The organism is Kribbella sp. NPDC051620 (genome assembly GCF_044453825.1).
Lineage (GTDB): Bacteria > Actinomycetota > Actinomycetes > Propionibacteriales > Kribbellaceae > Kribbella.
Genome location: NZ_JBITDB010000001.1, coordinates 1,199,702 through 1,214,423, shown reverse-complemented (window position 1 = coordinate 1,214,423; position 14,722 = coordinate 1,199,702). Strand labels below are relative to the sequence as shown.

Below are 14,722 nucleotides of genomic sequence, written 5' to 3'. Positions count from 1 at the left end.
TGACTCGAGGGAGTTGCGCCCATGTCCCCAGTGACAACACCGCGCTGGTACCGGCCTCTGGCCCGGCCTTGTCCTCGGCTGCGAGCCGCTGCCGGCGCTACGGCGGCCGTCGCGCTCACCGTGGCCGGCCTGGTCGCCACCACGACCAGCAGTCAGGCCGGGGTGATACCCCCTGACTCGTCAACCACCACAGTCCGTGGAGCCGGCAGTCCGACGGCCGTTCCGGGCAGCTACGTGGTCGTCCTGTCCGGGGCACGCTCGGCCGCGGAGACCCGGGTGACCACGCAGAACCTCGCGAAGTCGTACGACGCGAAGGTCCGCCGGCAGTTCAGCGCCTCGATCAAGGGCTTCTCGGCGACCATGTCGCCGGAACAGGCGCAGAAGATGGCCGGCGACTCCCGGGTCGCGTTCGTCCAGCAGAACCAGCGGTTCAGCGTCAACCAGGACAACCCGCCGTGGGGGCTGGACCGCGTCGACCAGCGCGACCTGCCGCTGGACCAGAAGTACGAGCCCTCGGCAACGGCCGACAACGTCAGCGTGTACGTGATCGACACCGGCATCTACGCCGCCCACAAGGACTTCGGCGACCGCGCCGCGGTCGGCACCGACACCGTCGGCGACGGGCAGAAAGGCGTCGACTGCATGGGCCACGGCAGCCACGTCTCCGGCACCATCGCCGGGACGAACTTCGGGCTGGCCAAGGGCGCGAAGATCTACGGCGTCCGCGTTCTCGACTGCAACGGCTCCGGTACGACCGAGACCGTCGTCGCCGGGATCGAATGGGTGACGGCCAACGCGAAGAAGCCCGCGGTCGCGAACATGAGCCTCGGCGGCAACGCCGATGCCGCCCTGGATGCGGCCCTGAAGGCGTCGATCGACTCCGGCGTCACCTATGCCGTTGCTGCAGGCAACGACTCCTCGGACGCCTGCAACAACTCACCGGCCGACGCGCCGGCGGCGATCACGGTCGGCGCGACCGACGACAAGGACGCGAAGGCGACCTTCTCCAACTGGGGCAAGTGCGTCGACCTGTTCGCGCCCGGCGTCGACATCGAGTCGGTCGGCATCACCTCACCCGACGCCACCGCCAAGATGAGCGGCACGTCGATGGCGACCCCTCACGTCACCGGCGCCATCGCCCTGTACCTGAGCGCCCACCCCGACGCCAAGCCCGCCGACGTCGCCACCGCCCTACTCGGCGCCACCACCCCCGACAAGGTCACCGACCCCGGCACCAACTCCCCCAACAAACTCCTCTACACCGGCCTCCCCGCCCCAACCCCCACTCCCCATTTCGGCGGTTAACCGCTCAGCTTGTGGGTTGTCACCCCGGAATCAGGGGTGACAACCCACCATTTGGGGGGCTAACCACCGAAATGGTGTGGGGAGTTTCTGGGTGTGGTGGGTTGGGTCAGGCGGGGCCGAGGATGTTGCCGCCCTGGACGGTGACCGGGATCGCCGCGAGGGGTGCTGGGGCCGGGCCGCCCTGGACACTGCCGTCCTCGGCGCTGTACTTGCTGCCGTGGCACGGGCAGTTGATGGTGTTGTTCTCGACCGTGCGGACCAGGCAGCCCGCGTGCGTGCAGACCGCAGTGAACGCCTTGAACTCACCGGCCTTCGGCTGGGTCACCACGATCTTGTCGAACACCTTGCCCCCACCCACGGGGACATCGCTGGTCGGGCCGAGGACCGCTCCCCCGCCGCCGCTGGACGGCGTACCGGAGGAGGACGGCGCCGAAGGGGCCGAGGTCGGTGCGCTGGCCGGCGCGGACGTGGTGCCGCCGCTGGACGGCGTACTGCCCGCGTCGTCGCTGCCACCGCACGCGGCGAGCAACGGCACGCTGACACCGGCGAGACCGGCCACCGCAGCGCCGCGGAGCACCGCCCGCCGGTCACGCAACGTGTCGATCGCCCGGGCGAGTTCTGCCGTTCTGTCGTCGCTCATGAATCTGGACCTCCAAGAGCCTGCTGGCGAAAGTAGTTGAACGCTTGCTTACTTGCTGTTGTAGCCCACGGCACCAAATCCCCGTCCGACCGTGGTCGATACCTTCGCTACACGGATCAGTCCGCCGGATGGTTCAACGGACCACCAGGCTTTTACCGAACACGCGCAGAACCCCCGCCCGGGAGCCCGGATGCGGGGGTTCTGAACGTACTGGTTCGCTACCAGCAGGTCAGCCGACGCGCTGGAGTGCCAGGACCTTCTCAGGCCGGCACTGCACGCCTGCTCAGCCGGCGCGCTTGCGCGCCGCCACCTTCTTGGCCGGCGCGGCCTTCTTCACCGCCGCGCTCTTCACCGGCGCCGTCTTCCCAGCCACGCCCTTGGCCGCCGTCGACCTCACAGCGGTCTTCTTCGCCGCGGCCTTCTTGGCCGGTGTCTTGGTGGCGGCTTGCTTCGCCGCGGTGCTCTTCACGGCTGGTGCCGGGGCGGCCTGCTTCGCGCTCGGCTTCGCCGCGCGGCCGTGCAGGATCTCGGCCAGGAACTCTCCGGTGTACGACGCCGGGTTGGCCGCCACCTCCTCCGGCGTACCTTCCGCGACCAGCGTGCCGCCGCGGCGGCCGCCGTCCGGGCCGAGGTCGACGATCCAGTCGGCGGTCTTGATCACATCGAGGTTGTGCTCGATCACCAGCACCGAGTTGCCCTTGTCCACCAGGCTGCCCAGCACGCCGAGCAGCTTGCGGATGTCCTCGAAGTGCAGACCCGTGGTCGGCTCGTCCAGCACGTACACGGTCCGCCCGGTCGAACGCTTCTGCAGCTCGGACGCCAGCTTGACCCGCTGCGCCTCACCACCGGACAGCGTCGGCGCCGGCTGACCGAGCCGCACGTACCCGAGACCCACCTCGTTCAGCGTGGTCAGGTGCCGCGCGATCGCCGGGATCGCGGCGAAGAAGTCCGCGGCCTCCTCGATCGGCATGTCCAGGATGTCGGCGACCGTCTTGCCCTTGTAGTGGACCTCGAGCGTCTCCCGGTTGTACCGGGCGCCGTGGCACACCTCGCACGGCACGTACACGTCCGGGAGGAAGTTCATCTCGATCTTCAGCGTGCCGTCACCCGAGCAGGCCTCGCACCGGCCGCCCTTGACGTTGAACGAGAACCGGCCCTGCTGGTACCCGCGGACCTTCGCCTCCGGCGTCTCCGCGAACAGCTTGCGGACGTGGTCCCAGACGCCGGTGTACGTCGCCGGGTTGGACCGCGGGGTCCGCCCGATCGGCGACTGATCGACATGGATCACCTTGTCGACCAGCTCGAGCCCGGAGATCTTGGTGTGCCGGCCGGGGATCGTCTTGGCGCCGTAGATCTGCCGCGCCAGCGACGTGTAGAGGATGTCGTTGACCAGCGTCGACTTGCCCGATCCGGACACCCCGGTGACCGCGACGAAGACCCCGAGCGGGATCGCCACGTCGATGTCCTTCAGGTTGTGCTCCCGCGCGCCGAACACCTTCAGCTCGCGACCCTCGGTCAACGGCCGCCGAACGGCCGGGATCGGGATCTCGCGACGGCCGGAGATGTACGCGCCGGTGATCGAGTCCGGGTGGTTGCGGAGCTCCTCGACCGTGCCGGACACGACGACCTGGCCACCGTGCTCACCGGCGCCCGGGCCGATGTCGACCACCCAGTCGGCGTGGTCGATGGTGTCCTCGTCGTGCTCAACGACGATCAGCGTGTTGCCCAGGTCCTTCAGCCGGACCAGGGTCTCGATCAGCCGCCGGTTGTCGCGTTGGTGCAGACCGATCGACGGCTCGTCGAGCACGTACAGCACGCCGACCAGGCCGGAACCGATCTGGGTCGCGAGCCGGATCCGCTGCGCCTCGCCACCGGACAGCGAGCCGGCCGGCCGGTTCAGCGCCAGGTAGTCCAGGCCGACGTCGAGCAGGAACTGCAGCCGCTCGCCGATCTCCTTCACCACCCGCTCGGCGATCTGCATCTCCCGCGGCGACAGCACCATGCCGGCCAGGAAGTCGTGCACCTCGTCGATCGACATCGCGCCGATCTCGGCGATGTTCTTGCCGCCCATCGTGACCGCGAGCGAGATCGGCTTCAGCCGGGCGCCGTTGCAGGCCAGGCAGGGCACCTCGCGCATGTAGCCCTCGAACCGGTCCCGGCTGGTGTCGCTGGACGCCTCCGCGTGCCGGCGCTCGACGTACGGGATGACGCCTTCGAAGGTCGTGTTGTACGACCGCTCGCGGCCGTAGCGGTTCTTGTACGAGACGTGGACCTGGGTCTCGTGGCCGGTCAGCAGCGACTTCTTCGCCTTCGCGGGCAGCTCGGCGAACGGAGTACTGGTCTTGATGCCGAGGTCCTTGGCCAGGGCGGCCAGCAGGCGCTCGAAGTACTGCGTGACGTTGGCGCCCGCCCACGGCTGGATCGCGCCCTCGTCGAGCGACTTCGACGGGTCTGGGACGAGCAGCTCGGGATCGACCTCCATCCGGGTGCCGAGGCCGGAGCAGACCGGGCAGGCGCCGTACGGAGAGTTGAAGGAGAACGAGCGCGGCTCCAGCTCATCGATCGCGAGGGGGTGATCGTTCGGGCAGGCGAGCTTTTCGGAGAAGCGGCGCTCGCGGCCCGGGTCGTTCTCCGGCAGGTCGACGAAGTCGAGCGTGACGATGCCGCCGGACAGGCCGAGCGCGGTCTCCACCGAGTCGGTCAGCCGCTGCTTCGCGCTGCCCTTGACCGCGAGCCGGTCGACGACCACGTCGATGGTGTGCTTCTTCTGCTTGTCGAGCTTCGGCGGCTCGGTCAGCTGGATCGTCTCGCCGTCCACCCGGGCCCGGGAGAAGCCCTGGCCGGTGAGCTGGCGGAAGAGGTCGAGGTACTCGCCCTTGCGGCCGCGGATCACCGGCGCGAGCACCTGGAACCGGGTGCCCTCGTCCAGCTCCAGCACCCGGTCGACGATCTGCTGCGGGGTCTGCTTGGCGATCGGCTCGCCACACTCCGGGCAGTGCGGGCGGCCGGCCCGGGCGAACAGCAGCCGGAGGTAGTCGTACACCTCGGTGATCGTGCCGACGGTCGAGCGCGGGTTCTTCGAGGTCGACTTCTGGTCGATCGAGACGGCCGGCGACAGGCCCTCGATGAAGTCGACGTCGGGCTTGTCCATCTGGCCCAGGAACTGCCGCGCATAGGCGGACAGCGACTCGACGTAGCGCCGCTGGCCCTCGGCGAAGATCGTGTCGAAGGCCAGGCTGGACTTGCCGGACCCGGACAGCCCGGTGAAGACGATCATGGCGTCGCGCGGCAGGTCGAGCGAGACGTCCTTCAGGTTGTGCTCACGCGCTCCGCGCACGATCAGACGGTCAGACACAAGCTCTACTCTCAGCCGTTCTCGAGGGATTTCCAGGGGCGTCCGTGATGCTAACCGGGCCCACCGACAAAAACTTCCGCGCCGGTTCCGCAGGCGCTTTCGAAAGCATATTCGATAGAGTCCCCACATGGTCGCACCGGAGCCAACGAGCCGCCTGATCGCCGAGTTACCGTCCGCGGGCCGGCGCCTGCTCGACACCGTCAGCCAACTACCGGACGACGCCGTACTGCGTCCGTCGCTGCTGCCCGGCTGGACCATCGGGCACGTGCTGAGCCACGTCGCCCGCAATGCCGACGCGCTCGTGAACTTGTGCGACTGGGCCCGTACCGGCGTCCGTAAACCAATGTACGTGTCGGCGGAAGCGCGCGAGTCGGACATCGCGGAGGGCGCCGCCCGGCCCTTGCGGGAGCAGGCCCTGGACATCGCCGACACCCAGGCGAGGCTGCTGGAGCGCTTCGAGGACCTCCCGGCCGACGCCTGGTCGGCTGAGGTGGCCTGGCCGAGTGGGGCCGTCCGTGCTGCGACCCAGGTAGTGACGGCTCGGTTGTGCGAGTTGGAGGTGCACCAAGTCGACCTGGGGCTCGGGTACACGTTCGACGACGTGCCGGTCGAGTGCCGGGATGTGCTGCTCACTTACACGACCAGTAGGTGGCCTAGTGGGTTCCCTGTGGCATTGCGGAGTACGGACTCACCCTGGGTGTCGCCGGAGCCCCCGGCCGATGCAAGGATCCTCAGTGGTGGCAGTGCTGCTCTGCTGAGCTGGGTGCTCGGCCGGAGCGACGGTAGTGAGCTGGGTGGCGACGTGCCGCAGGCACCGCCCTGGGGATGAACCGAGGAGAACGCATGACGGAGTATCACGGCAACGTCCATGTCGGCGGGCCGGCGCAGACGCACGAGCTGGCCAAGCTGATGATCACCAAGGTCGCCGTGGGGCCGGGCAACAACAACGCCTACCTGCTGCGCAGCCGGATCACCGACGAGCAGGTGCTGATCGACGCCGCCGACGAGGCCGAGACGCTGCTCAAGGTGATCGGTGAGGGCGGGGTCAGCCGCGTCATCACCACCCACCAGCACGGCGACCACTGGCAGGCGCTCGCCGAGGTCGTCGCCCGGACCAACGCGATCACCGTCGCCGGCCGCGACGACGCCGACGGCATCCCGGTACCGACCGACGAGCCCGTCGCGGACGGCGACCGCATCCACTTCGGCGAACTCAGCCTCGAGGTGATCCAGCTCGTCGGCCACACCCCCGGCTCGATCGCCCTCCTCTACGACGACCCCACCGGCCCGCCCCACCTCTTCACCGGCGACTCTCTGTTCCCCGGCGGAGTAGGCAACACCCGTGGCGTCAAGTCCAACTTCGACTCCCTCCTCCACGACGTGGAAACCAAACTCTTCGCCCGCCTCCCCGACGAGACCTGGGTCTACCCCGGCCACGGCGCCGACACCACCCTCGGCACCGAACGCCCCCACCTCAACGAATGGCGCGAACGCGGCTGGTGACGCGCACCACGCCACCTGCCGGACGTACCTCGAAGGGCTGGAGCGTCAGGGGGCCAGGAAGGTGAGGAGGGTGGTTGTCAGCTCGGCTGGTTTTTCTTCGAAGAGCCAGTGGCCGGAGTTTTCGACCACGCCGCCGGTGACGTTGGTGGCGTAGTCGCGGACCTGGTTGAGGACGAAGGGGCCCCAGCTGTACTGGGCGCCGAGGGCCAGTACCGGCATGGTGAGTTTGGTGTGGCCGTTGATCGCATTGTCGGCGACGTCCTGATTGAAGGCCCGGAACCATTCGAGGCTGGCGCGCAGGTGGCCGGGGCGTTGCATGTACCGGCCGTAGATTTTCGCGTCGGCTGTGGTCACGCCGTCCTTGTTGTACTCGACCATGTCAGCGAAGCCGTCGATCCACTCGGCCTCGCGGCCGCGGATCATCTTCTCGGGCAGTCCGTTGCGGAGGTTGAAGAAGCCGAGGTTCCAGGAGCCGGGCCCCTGCGGCGTCAGGGACGGTGAGCTGTAGAGCAGCTGGTCCGGGATCGGTGCCTCGGTGAGGGCGAGCTTGGTGACGTCGGCCGGATGCGCGGCGGCGTACGCGTAGGCAACCATCGTGCCGATGTCGTGGCCGACCAGGCGGATGTCATGGTCGCGGCCGAGCGCGACCAGCAGGCCGTGAACGTCGGCCGCCATCGTCGATTTGTCGTAGCCGCCGGCCGGAGCATCACTGCCGCCGGCACCGCGCAGGTCCGGCGCGATCACGTGGTAGTGCCTGGCCAGCTCCGGCAACACCTTGTGCCACGCGTACCAGGTCTCCGGGTAGCCGTGGAGCAGGACGAGCGTCTTGCCGCGACCGCCTTCCACGAAGTTGATACCGACACCGCCGACGTCGAGCTTGCGCTCGGTGAAGCCCTTCGGAGGCTTCGGTCCCCCATGGCTGCTGGAGTATTCGACGGCAGACGCCGTAGCCGACGTCGCCGCGGTCGTACCGGCGAAGAGGCCACCGGCGATGGTGGCCACCGCGAGCGCGGCGGGCAGGATCTTCTTCATCAGGGCAATACCTCACGGTCGGCGGGCTGAACGGTCAATTGACAGAACAGCCGGCCCGCGTGTGACAACGAGGCCTGCGCCCTAGGCTCTGTGGGTGTGAACGGATTCGCGCCCTACGACCCCGACTCGACCCGAAGGCCCGCGGAGAGCGCGATCTCGGTACGACCGGCGGTCGCTGGGGATCTCGCTGTCTGCGCCGAACTGATCGTCAGCCGGACCGGTGGGCCGGTCGGGAAGCGCCAGGCGATGTTGGTCGACGACCTCGAGCGGGACGACCGGTACGTCGCGGTCGCCTGCGCGGGCTCTGAAGTGGTCGGCTATGGCGGCGTGTTCCATCACGAGCTCACGCCTGAGCATCCGGCGGCGCCGACCGGGTACTACCTGGTCGGTCTGATCGTCGCGCCGGCCTGGCGGCGGTACGGGATCGGAGAGCAGCTCACTCTTGAGCGGATGCGGTGGACGGCCGAGCGTGCTGCTGAGATCTACTACTTCGCCAACATTGCCAACGGTGCAACCCTCGACCTCCACGAGAGGTTGGGGTTCACCGAGGTGACCCGTGACTTCACCTTCCCCAAGGCGCCGATGGCACCGGGGGCCGGTGTGCTGCTGAAGGCTTCGCTCAGTCGGTGAGTTCGGCGGGCTCGGCGACGACGTCGACCAGGGCGCCGTTGCGGACCGCGGTGATCTCGGTACGCCGGCCGATCGCGTCGGCGAACAGTTGTCGCTGGAGGGATTGGGCGTCCCGGAGCGGAGTGCCGTCGACGGCGAGCACCAGGTCGCCCTGCCGCAGCCCGGCGTCGGCGGCTGGGCTGCCGGAGATGACCTCGACCACCCGCAACGCGTTCCGCTGACCGAAGCGCTCGGCCAACTGCGGGCGGAGTGGGGCCGGGGTGGTGACCAGACCGAGGTACGCCCGGCGGACCCGGCCGTCGTGCAGCAGCGAGTAGATGATCCGTCGGGTCGTCGGATTCATCGGTACCGCCAGCCCGAGACCGATGCCGGCGACCGCCGTGTTGATGCCGATCACCCGGCCGTTGCCATCGGCAAGCGCTCCCCCGGAGTTGCCCGGGTTCAGGGCCGCATCCGTCTGGATCACGTCCTCGATGATCCGGCTCGCCGTCCCCGACCGGACCGGCAGCGACCGCCCGAGCGCGCTCACTACCCCAGCCGTCACGCTGCCCGCCAGCCCGAGTGGATTTCCCACCGCAACCACCAGATTGCCGACCTTCACCTTGTCCGCGTCGCCGTACTCCGGCGGATCGGGGATCTCGCGGTCCGCCCGCAACACGGCCAGATCCGACAACCGATCCACCCCGATCACCCGAGCCTGCGCAGCCGTACCGTCCGCGAACTCCGCCGTCGCACTGCTCCCGTCACCCACCACGTGCGCGTTGGTCAGCAGATGCCCGTCCCCCGTCAGCACCACGGCCGACCCGGACGACTCCCCGCGCCGCCCCGTCACCCGCAAACTCGCCACCCGCGGAATCAGCAACTCCGCCACCCCCGACACCACTCGCGAGTACGCGTCCAGCACGTCGTCATCCATCATCTCGCACCTCCTGATTACATCATTACTCAGCAATCAAGCCGGTGCTTCCCAACTCACGACGCCGCTGGCGTCACCCACGCGGTACGGCTGGTAGGAATCGCCATCGATCTGGACCCGGCCGGCCAGGACGGAACTCGGGATCAGGTAGATGCTGCCGTTGCCGAGGACGATGAAGAACAGGTCGAGGGACTCCGGATCGTAGGGCATCTTGCCCGCCGATTTGTCGAGCGAGTACGGCCGGCGTCCCACGCCGACCTGCCAACGACCGCTGCTGTCAGGACGAGCCGACGTTTTGATCTGCACCCGCTGGACACCGTCCGCAGTGGTCACCAAGAGGTCATAGATCTGCGGCTCCACCGGCAACGCAACCGCACAGCCACGGATAGCGAACCATGCCATCGCAATGCCTGGCGCCGCGGCGCTGAGCATCTCGGGCCGCACCGGCTGATCGAACACGTGGCCTGGCTGCGCCAACTTGTGTGGCGTTTTCAGGTGGCTGCAATCGAGGCCGAGCCGGACGGCATGACCCTTGATCCGGACCCGCTCTGAACCGTTGTCGGAGACTCCGAGGCTGACGAACACCTCACTCCAGCAGGTCGATCCCTGGACAGCTTGCCGGAGCTCGCCATCTGTCCATCGACGTTGCCCGGTGAAGTGTCCCGCGTCCAGCTCCAGCCTGAGCGCGTGGCGCTTGATGGTGCGGATCACACCCGCGGACGTGCCCTTCAGGCCCAGAGCGCGAGCCACCGCCCGCCATGATCTGTTGTCCTCAACTGCCTTACGCAGTTGGGCATCGCTCCAACTGCGCCTGTCCCCGATCGTCGCCATACGGAGACAGTAAAGAGGGGCACCGACAGAATCGGTGCCCCTCTTTTTCGGTCGGGCTGCCGAGATTTGAACTCGGGATCTCTTGTCCCCCAGACAAGCGCCTTACCAGGCTAGGCCACAGCCCGAAGGCCGTCCCCGTGAGGACGACCGGGGTAAACCTTACCCCATTCGGAGACCACTTTTGACCAGGGGTGGTTAGCGTTTCGGCTTCTTCACGCGGGGGCGGATCTGGACATGGACGGGGCTGCCGACGAAGCCGAAGTCTTCGCGCAGGCGGCGTTCGATGAAGCGCTGGTACGACGGCTCGAACGCGCCCGAGGTGAACACCGCGAAGGTCGGCGGCATCGTCGTCGCCTGGGTGCCGAACAGGATCTTCGGCTGCTTCCCACTGCGCACCGGGTGCGGGTGAGCAGCGACCAACCGACCGAGGAACGCGTTGAGCTGGCCGGTCGGAACGCGGGTCTGCCACCCCTCGAGGGCTGCCTCGATCGCCGGGACCAACTTCTCCATGTGGCGCCCGGTCATCGCGCTGATGTTGACCCGCGGCGCCCAGCGGAACTGCACCAGGTCGCGGTCGATCTCGCGCTCGAGGTAGTACCGGCGGTCCTCGTCGACCAGGTCCCACTTGTTGTAGGCGATCACGAGCGCCTTGCCGGCTTCCTCGACGGTGTTCATGATCCGCAGGTCCTGCTCGGTCATCGGCTCGGACGCGTCGATCACCACGACGACGACCTCGGCCCGCTCGATCGCGCTGTTGGTGCGGAGGCTGGCGTAGTACTCGTGCCCCTGCACGTTCTTGACCTTGCGGCGGATGCCGGCGGTGTCGATGAAGCGCCACTGCTTGCCGCCGAGCACGATCTCCTCGTCGACCGGGTCGACGGTGGTACCGGAGACCTCGCTGACGACGACGCGGTCCTCCTTGGCGACCTTGTTCAGCAGCGAGGACTTGCCCACGTTCGGCTTGCCGACGATCGCGACCCGGCGCGGGCCGCCCAGCTGAGCGTCCCGCTCGGCAGGCGCCTCGGGCAACGCGGCCAGTACTGCGTCCAGCATGTCGCCGGTACCGCGGCCGTGCATCGCCGAGATCGGGAACGGCTCCCCGATGCCCAGGCTCCACAGGTTCATCGCCTCGGCCTCGACGCGCGCGTCGTCGACCTTGTTGGCGGCCAGTACGACCGGCTTGCCGGCCTTCCGCAGTACGCGAACGACGGCCTCGTCGGAGTCGGTGATGCCGACCGTCGCGTCGACCACGAAGAGCACCGCGTCAGCCGCGTTGATCGCGACCTCGGCCTGCGCCGCCACCAGCGCGGCCATGCCGACCGCGTCCGGGTCCCAGCCGCCGGTGTCGACCAGTGTGAAGCCGCGGCCGGCCCAGTTGGCGTCGTAGGAGACCCGGTCGCGAGTGACGCCCGGGGTGTCCTCGACCACAGCCTCGCGGCGGCCGATGATCCGGTTGACCAGCGTCGACTTGCCGACGTTCGGCCGGCCGACGATCGCCACCACCGGCAGCGGCCCGGTGTCCTCGCGGTCGTGGGTCGGCTCCGCGTCGATCTCGTAGCCGGTGGGCAGGTCACTCATCAGAATCCTTATGGTCTGGCTTGCCCGGTAGCGGGTGGCCGGTGGCTTCGACGGCCGCCTGCACATGGGCCCGCAACACGTCGCCGATCTGGTCGGCAACCGCGCGTACGTCGACATGCCTCCGGGGAAAGGATACGCGGTCAACCGTGAAGGTCTCGCCATATACCACGTCGACCCGGCTGCCGCGCGGCGGGAAGTGCTCGATATTGCCGCCGGTCAGCCGTGTCCCGAGCAGCGCCACCGGGAGGATCGGCGCTCCGGTGACCATGGCGAGGTAGGCCACACCGCCGCGGATCCGGCGGAAATCGCCCGGACCCCGGTTCCCCTCCGGATAGACGCTCAGCGCGCGGCCTTCGCGCAGGATCTGGATCGCCCGCCGGATCGCCAGCACGTCGTACTGCGAACGGTCGATCGAGATCTGTCCGGCCCGGTGCAGCATGAAGCCCTGGATGCCCTGGAACGCCTCGACCTTGCCGAGCTGGTGCAGCATCCGCGGCGCGATGGCGCCGAGCAACGGACCGTCGAGCAGACTGAGGTGGTTCGGCGCGATCAGCACCGGGCCGCCGGCCGGGAAGCGCTCCTCGTGGTGGATCGTCAGGTCGTAGCGCCAGCGCATGTAGGGCCTGACGACGTGACGCAGGACACTGCCCAGCCGATGCGGGATCGCGGGCAGATCGTCGGTCCGGGGCAGATCGAGATGCCCGGTCAGCTCGTCAGCAGTCATGAGTCCCGGTCGCGTGACGCGGCCTCGGCCTCCTTCGCCAGTCGGGAGATGACGTCGATGACCTCTTCCAACGTCAGGTGGGTCGAATCGATTTCCACCGCGCCGTCGGAGGCCACCTGGAACTGCGAGACGGTCGAGTCGTCGGCGTCCCGGCGGACGATCTGGTCCCGCAACTGCTCCGCGGTCACCGAGCCGTCGGCCAGCTCAGCCTTGCGGCGGGCCATCCGGGCGTCCTGGTCCGCGGTCAGCAACACCTTCAGCTCCGCCTGCGGCGCCACCACGGTCGCGATGTCGCGCCCCTCGACGACCGCGCCACCGGTCGGCTGCGCGGCCTCGATCAGCTCACGCTGACGCCGGATCAGCTCGGCCCGTACGTCGAGATTGGTGGCGATCTTGCTGACGCTGGCGCTGATCCGGGGATCCCGGATCGCCTCGGTCACATCGACTCCGTCCGCCGCGAACCGGGCCCGCTGTGGATCGGTACTGATCGACAGCCGTACCGCCCGGGCTCGCTCCGCCACCGCCGCGAGGTCGTCCAGGTCGAGCCCGTGCTCCAGCGCCGACCAGGTCACCGCCCGGTACATCGCCCCGGTGTCCAGGTACTGCAGACCGAGCCTGGTCGCGACGCCGCGGGCCGTGCTCGACTTACCGGACCCGCTCGGGCCGTCAACAGCGATGATCATGGGGCGAAGATTACCGGTGGACGGACCAGCCCCGCTCGGTCAGTACCTCCACCAGCTGATCCACCGACGCCGGCTTGACCGACAGCTCGACCTCACCGACCGGGCGGCCGGGACTGTGGTCGATCCGCAGGTCCTCTACGTTGGCGCCGGACTCGGCCGCGTCCGCGAACAACCGGGCCAGCTGGCCGGGCCGGTCAGGGATGGTGACGAGCACGGGGACCAGGTCGATATGCGGGGTGCCGTGCTTGCCCGGCACCCGGATCGCGCCGGAGACGCCGCGATTCAGGACCGCGGTCACCTCGTCGGTCGCCTCTTCCTTGCCGAGGGCAATCAGCAGCCGGTCGAGCTCGTCGCGGATCCCTTCCAGCAGACCGCTCAGGGCCGGCGAGTTGGCCGAGACGATCTGGGTCCACAGGCCGGGGTCGCCGGCCGCGATCCGGGTGACGTCGCGGACACCTTGCCCGGACAGCTCCAGATGCGCGGCTGGCGCGTCGACGAGAGTGCCGGCCGCCAGCGACGACATCAGCTGGGGCAGGTGCGAGACGCGGGCCACGGCGAGGTCATGGTCCGCCACGGACAGCTCGACCGTGCGGGCTCCGGCAGCCTCGGCGAGGCGGCGTACCAGCTCTACTGCGTCGGGGTCGCTGGTCTCGTGCGGGGTGATCGCCCAGGTGGCGCCCTCGAAGAGGTCGGCCCGGCCGGCCAGCGGGCCACTGCGCTCCGAACCGGCCATCGGGTGGCTGCCGACGTACCGGGAAAGGTCCTCCGGGGATGCGACCAGGGCCCGGGCGTCGTGGAGTGGCTTCGACTTCACGCTCGCTGCGTCGGTGACGATCGCGTCGGTCTGCTGGAGTTGCTCGACGATGACCGCGCCGACGTGGTCCGGCGGGACGGCGACGACGACCAGTTGCGGCTCGATCTGGACCAGCCGTGAGCCGGCCCCGATCCGCTCGGCCATCAGGGCGTTGTCCGGGTCGGCGTCGACGAGCTCCACGACCACACCGAGCCGCCCGAGCGCCAGGCCGATCGACGTACCGATCAGGCCGGTGCCGACGATGCGGACCGGGCCGCGCAGCTCGGTCACTGGGCGCCGGTCAGGTCGGGGCGCAGACTGACGGCACCGTGCAGGTAGATGTGCTGGATCTTCTCCCGCGACCGCGGCGAGTCGGCGTGCACCATCATCCGGACCACCCGCGGCAACGCGTGCGGCACGTCGATCTCCTGCATGCACATCAGCGGTACGTCGGTCAGCCCGATCTGCCGGCCGGCCACCGCCGGGAACTCCGAGTGCAGATCCGGCGTGACGGTGAACAGGATGCTGATCAGGTCCGCCGACTCGAGGTCGTTGGCCTCCAGCACGGCCCTGACCAGCTCCGCGGACCGCGCGAGCAGATGCTCCCGCTCGTCCACCTCGAGCTGGGTGGCACCGCGGATCGCCCGTACCGCCACAGCGTCTGCCTCCTGGTTCGATGATCTCTACCGTCTCAACCCTAGGACAGAACGTCCATCCGGTGCTCGGCCGTCT

Annotated in this window: 14 protein-coding genes and 1 tRNA gene; 4 read left to right on the top strand and 11 right to left on the bottom strand. The window is 68.8% G+C overall.

Annotated elements, in window-relative coordinates; all coding sequences use genetic code 11:
* The first annotated feature begins 21 nt into the window (after positions 1 to 21).
* On the top strand, positions 22 to 1,305 hold the full coding sequence (locus tag ACIA12_RS05310) for a S8 family serine peptidase (protein ID WP_396365555.1): 1,284 nt from the start codon (positions 22 to 24) through the stop codon (positions 1,303 to 1,305).
* A 106-nt stretch (positions 1,306 to 1,411) separates the two neighbouring features.
* Here ACIA12_RS05310 and ACIA12_RS05305 read toward each other — a convergent pair whose 3' ends face one another.
* Positions 1,412 to 1,945 carry a Rieske 2Fe-2S domain-containing protein gene (locus ACIA12_RS05305; RefSeq protein ID WP_396365554.1) on the bottom strand — a complete coding sequence of 178 codons (534 nt, stop codon included), beginning with the start codon at positions 1,943 to 1,945 and terminating at the stop codon, positions 1,412 to 1,414.
* A gap of 283 nt (positions 1,946 to 2,228) precedes the next feature.
* Positions 2,229 to 5,300 (bottom strand): excinuclease ABC subunit UvrA, encoded by a 3,072-nt coding sequence (uvrA, locus tag ACIA12_RS05300; RefSeq protein ID WP_396365553.1) that lies wholly within the window; start codon positions 5,298 to 5,300, stop codon positions 2,229 to 2,231.
* Positions 5,301 to 5,427: 127 nt separating this feature from the next.
* On the opposite strand from uvrA, the gene ACIA12_RS05295 reads away from it, so the two are divergent.
* Both ACIA12_RS05295 and ACIA12_RS05290 read left to right on the top strand, forming a co-directional pair.
* Entirely contained in the window at positions 5,428 to 6,129 is a 702-nt protein-coding gene (locus ACIA12_RS05295) for a maleylpyruvate isomerase family mycothiol-dependent enzyme (protein ID WP_396365552.1), read from the top strand.
* 14 nt (positions 6,130 to 6,143) lie between these two features.
* A complete protein-coding gene (locus ACIA12_RS05290) occupies positions 6,144 to 6,803 on the top strand; it encodes an MBL fold metallo-hydrolase (RefSeq protein WP_396365551.1) in 660 nt (219 codons plus the stop codon).
* A 45-nt stretch (positions 6,804 to 6,848) separates the two neighbouring features.
* On the opposite strand, the gene ACIA12_RS05285 is transcribed toward ACIA12_RS05290, so the two are convergent.
* Positions 6,849 to 7,835: an alpha/beta fold hydrolase gene (locus ACIA12_RS05285; RefSeq protein ID WP_396365550.1), complete on the bottom strand. Its 987-nt coding sequence runs from the start codon at positions 7,833 to 7,835 to the stop codon at positions 6,849 to 6,851.
* Between the two features lie 96 nt (positions 7,836 to 7,931).
* On the opposite strand from ACIA12_RS05285, the gene ACIA12_RS05280 reads away from it, so the two are divergent.
* Positions 7,932 to 8,465 carry a GNAT family N-acetyltransferase gene (locus tag ACIA12_RS05280; protein ID WP_396365549.1) on the top strand — a complete coding sequence of 178 codons (534 nt, stop codon included), beginning with the start codon at positions 7,932 to 7,934 and terminating at the stop codon, positions 8,463 to 8,465.
* On the opposite strand, the gene ACIA12_RS05275 is transcribed toward ACIA12_RS05280, so the two are convergent.
* The 8 genes from ACIA12_RS05275 to aroH all read right to left on the bottom strand — a co-directional run bounded on the left by ACIA12_RS05275 (position 8,455) and on the right by aroH (position 14,646).
* Entirely contained in the window at positions 8,455 to 9,384 is a 930-nt protein-coding gene (locus ACIA12_RS05275) for a S1C family serine protease (protein WP_396365548.1), read from the bottom strand. The genes ACIA12_RS05280 and ACIA12_RS05275 overlap by 11 nt on opposite strands.
* A gap of 33 nt (positions 9,385 to 9,417) precedes the next feature.
* Entirely contained in the window at positions 9,418 to 10,212 is a 795-nt protein-coding gene (locus ACIA12_RS05270; protein ID WP_396365547.1) for a hypothetical protein, read from the bottom strand.
* A gap of 51 nt (positions 10,213 to 10,263) precedes the next feature.
* Positions 10,264 to 10,337 (bottom strand) — tRNA-Pro (locus ACIA12_RS05265).
* A 70-nt stretch (positions 10,338 to 10,407) separates the two neighbouring features.
* Entirely contained in the window at positions 10,408 to 11,790 is a 1,383-nt protein-coding gene (gene der, locus ACIA12_RS05260) for a ribosome biogenesis GTPase Der (RefSeq protein ID WP_396365546.1), read from the bottom strand.
* Positions 11,783 to 12,514, bottom strand: a complete 732-nt coding sequence (locus ACIA12_RS05255; protein WP_396365545.1) for a lysophospholipid acyltransferase family protein — start codon at positions 12,512 to 12,514, stop codon at positions 11,783 to 11,785. Before ACIA12_RS05255 ends, der begins: the two co-directional genes overlap by 8 nt.
* Complete coding sequence (gene cmk / locus ACIA12_RS05250; protein ID WP_396365544.1) at positions 12,511 to 13,197, bottom strand: (d)CMP kinase; 687 nt, start codon at positions 13,195 to 13,197, stop codon at positions 12,511 to 12,513. The genes ACIA12_RS05255 and cmk overlap by 4 nt, the downstream gene beginning before the upstream one ends.
* 10 nt (positions 13,198 to 13,207) lie before the next feature.
* The gene (locus ACIA12_RS05245; protein ID WP_396365543.1) at positions 13,208 to 14,281 is read right to left on the bottom strand and encodes a prephenate dehydrogenase; all 1,074 of its coding nucleotides are present in this window, start codon (positions 14,279 to 14,281) and stop codon (positions 13,208 to 13,210) included.
* Positions 14,278 to 14,646: a chorismate mutase gene (gene aroH, locus ACIA12_RS05240; protein ID WP_396365542.1), complete on the bottom strand. Its 369-nt coding sequence runs from the start codon at positions 14,644 to 14,646 to the stop codon at positions 14,278 to 14,280. Before aroH ends, ACIA12_RS05245 begins: the two co-directional genes overlap by 4 nt.
* Positions 14,647 to 14,722: the final 76 nt, after the last annotated feature.

Excerpts from the sequence above, each read along its gene's own strand:
- ACIA12_RS05310 (WP_396365555.1), top strand. The coding sequence starts at position 22 with ATGTCCCCAGTGACAACACCGCGCTGGTACCGGCCTCTGGCCCGGCCT.
- ACIA12_RS05305 (WP_396365554.1), bottom strand. The coding sequence starts at position 1,945 with ATGAGCGACGACAGAACGGCAGAACTCGCCCGGGCGATCGACACGTTG.
- ACIA12_RS05295 (WP_396365552.1), top strand. The coding sequence starts at position 5,428 with ATGGTCGCACCGGAGCCAACGAGCCGCCTGATCGCCGAGTTACCGTCC.
- ACIA12_RS05290 (WP_396365551.1), top strand. The coding sequence starts at position 6,144 with ATGACGGAGTATCACGGCAACGTCCATGTCGGCGGGCCGGCGCAGACG.
- ACIA12_RS05285 (WP_396365550.1), bottom strand. The coding sequence starts at position 7,835 with ATGAAGAAGATCCTGCCCGCCGCGCTCGCGGTGGCCACCATCGCCGGT.
- ACIA12_RS05275 (WP_396365548.1), bottom strand. The coding sequence starts at position 9,384 with ATGATGGATGACGACGTGCTGGACGCGTACTCGCGAGTGGTGTCGGGG.
- ACIA12_RS05270 (WP_396365547.1), bottom strand. The coding sequence starts at position 10,212 with ATGGCGACGATCGGGGACAGGCGCAGTTGGAGCGATGCCCAACTGCGT.
- der (WP_396365546.1), bottom strand. The coding sequence starts at position 11,790 with ATGAGTGACCTGCCCACCGGCTACGAGATCGACGCGGAGCCGACCCAC.
- ACIA12_RS05255 (WP_396365545.1), bottom strand. The coding sequence starts at position 12,514 with ATGACTGCTGACGAGCTGACCGGGCATCTCGATCTGCCCCGGACCGAC.
- cmk (WP_396365544.1), bottom strand. The coding sequence starts at position 13,197 with ATGATCATCGCTGTTGACGGCCCGAGCGGGTCCGGTAAGTCGAGCACG.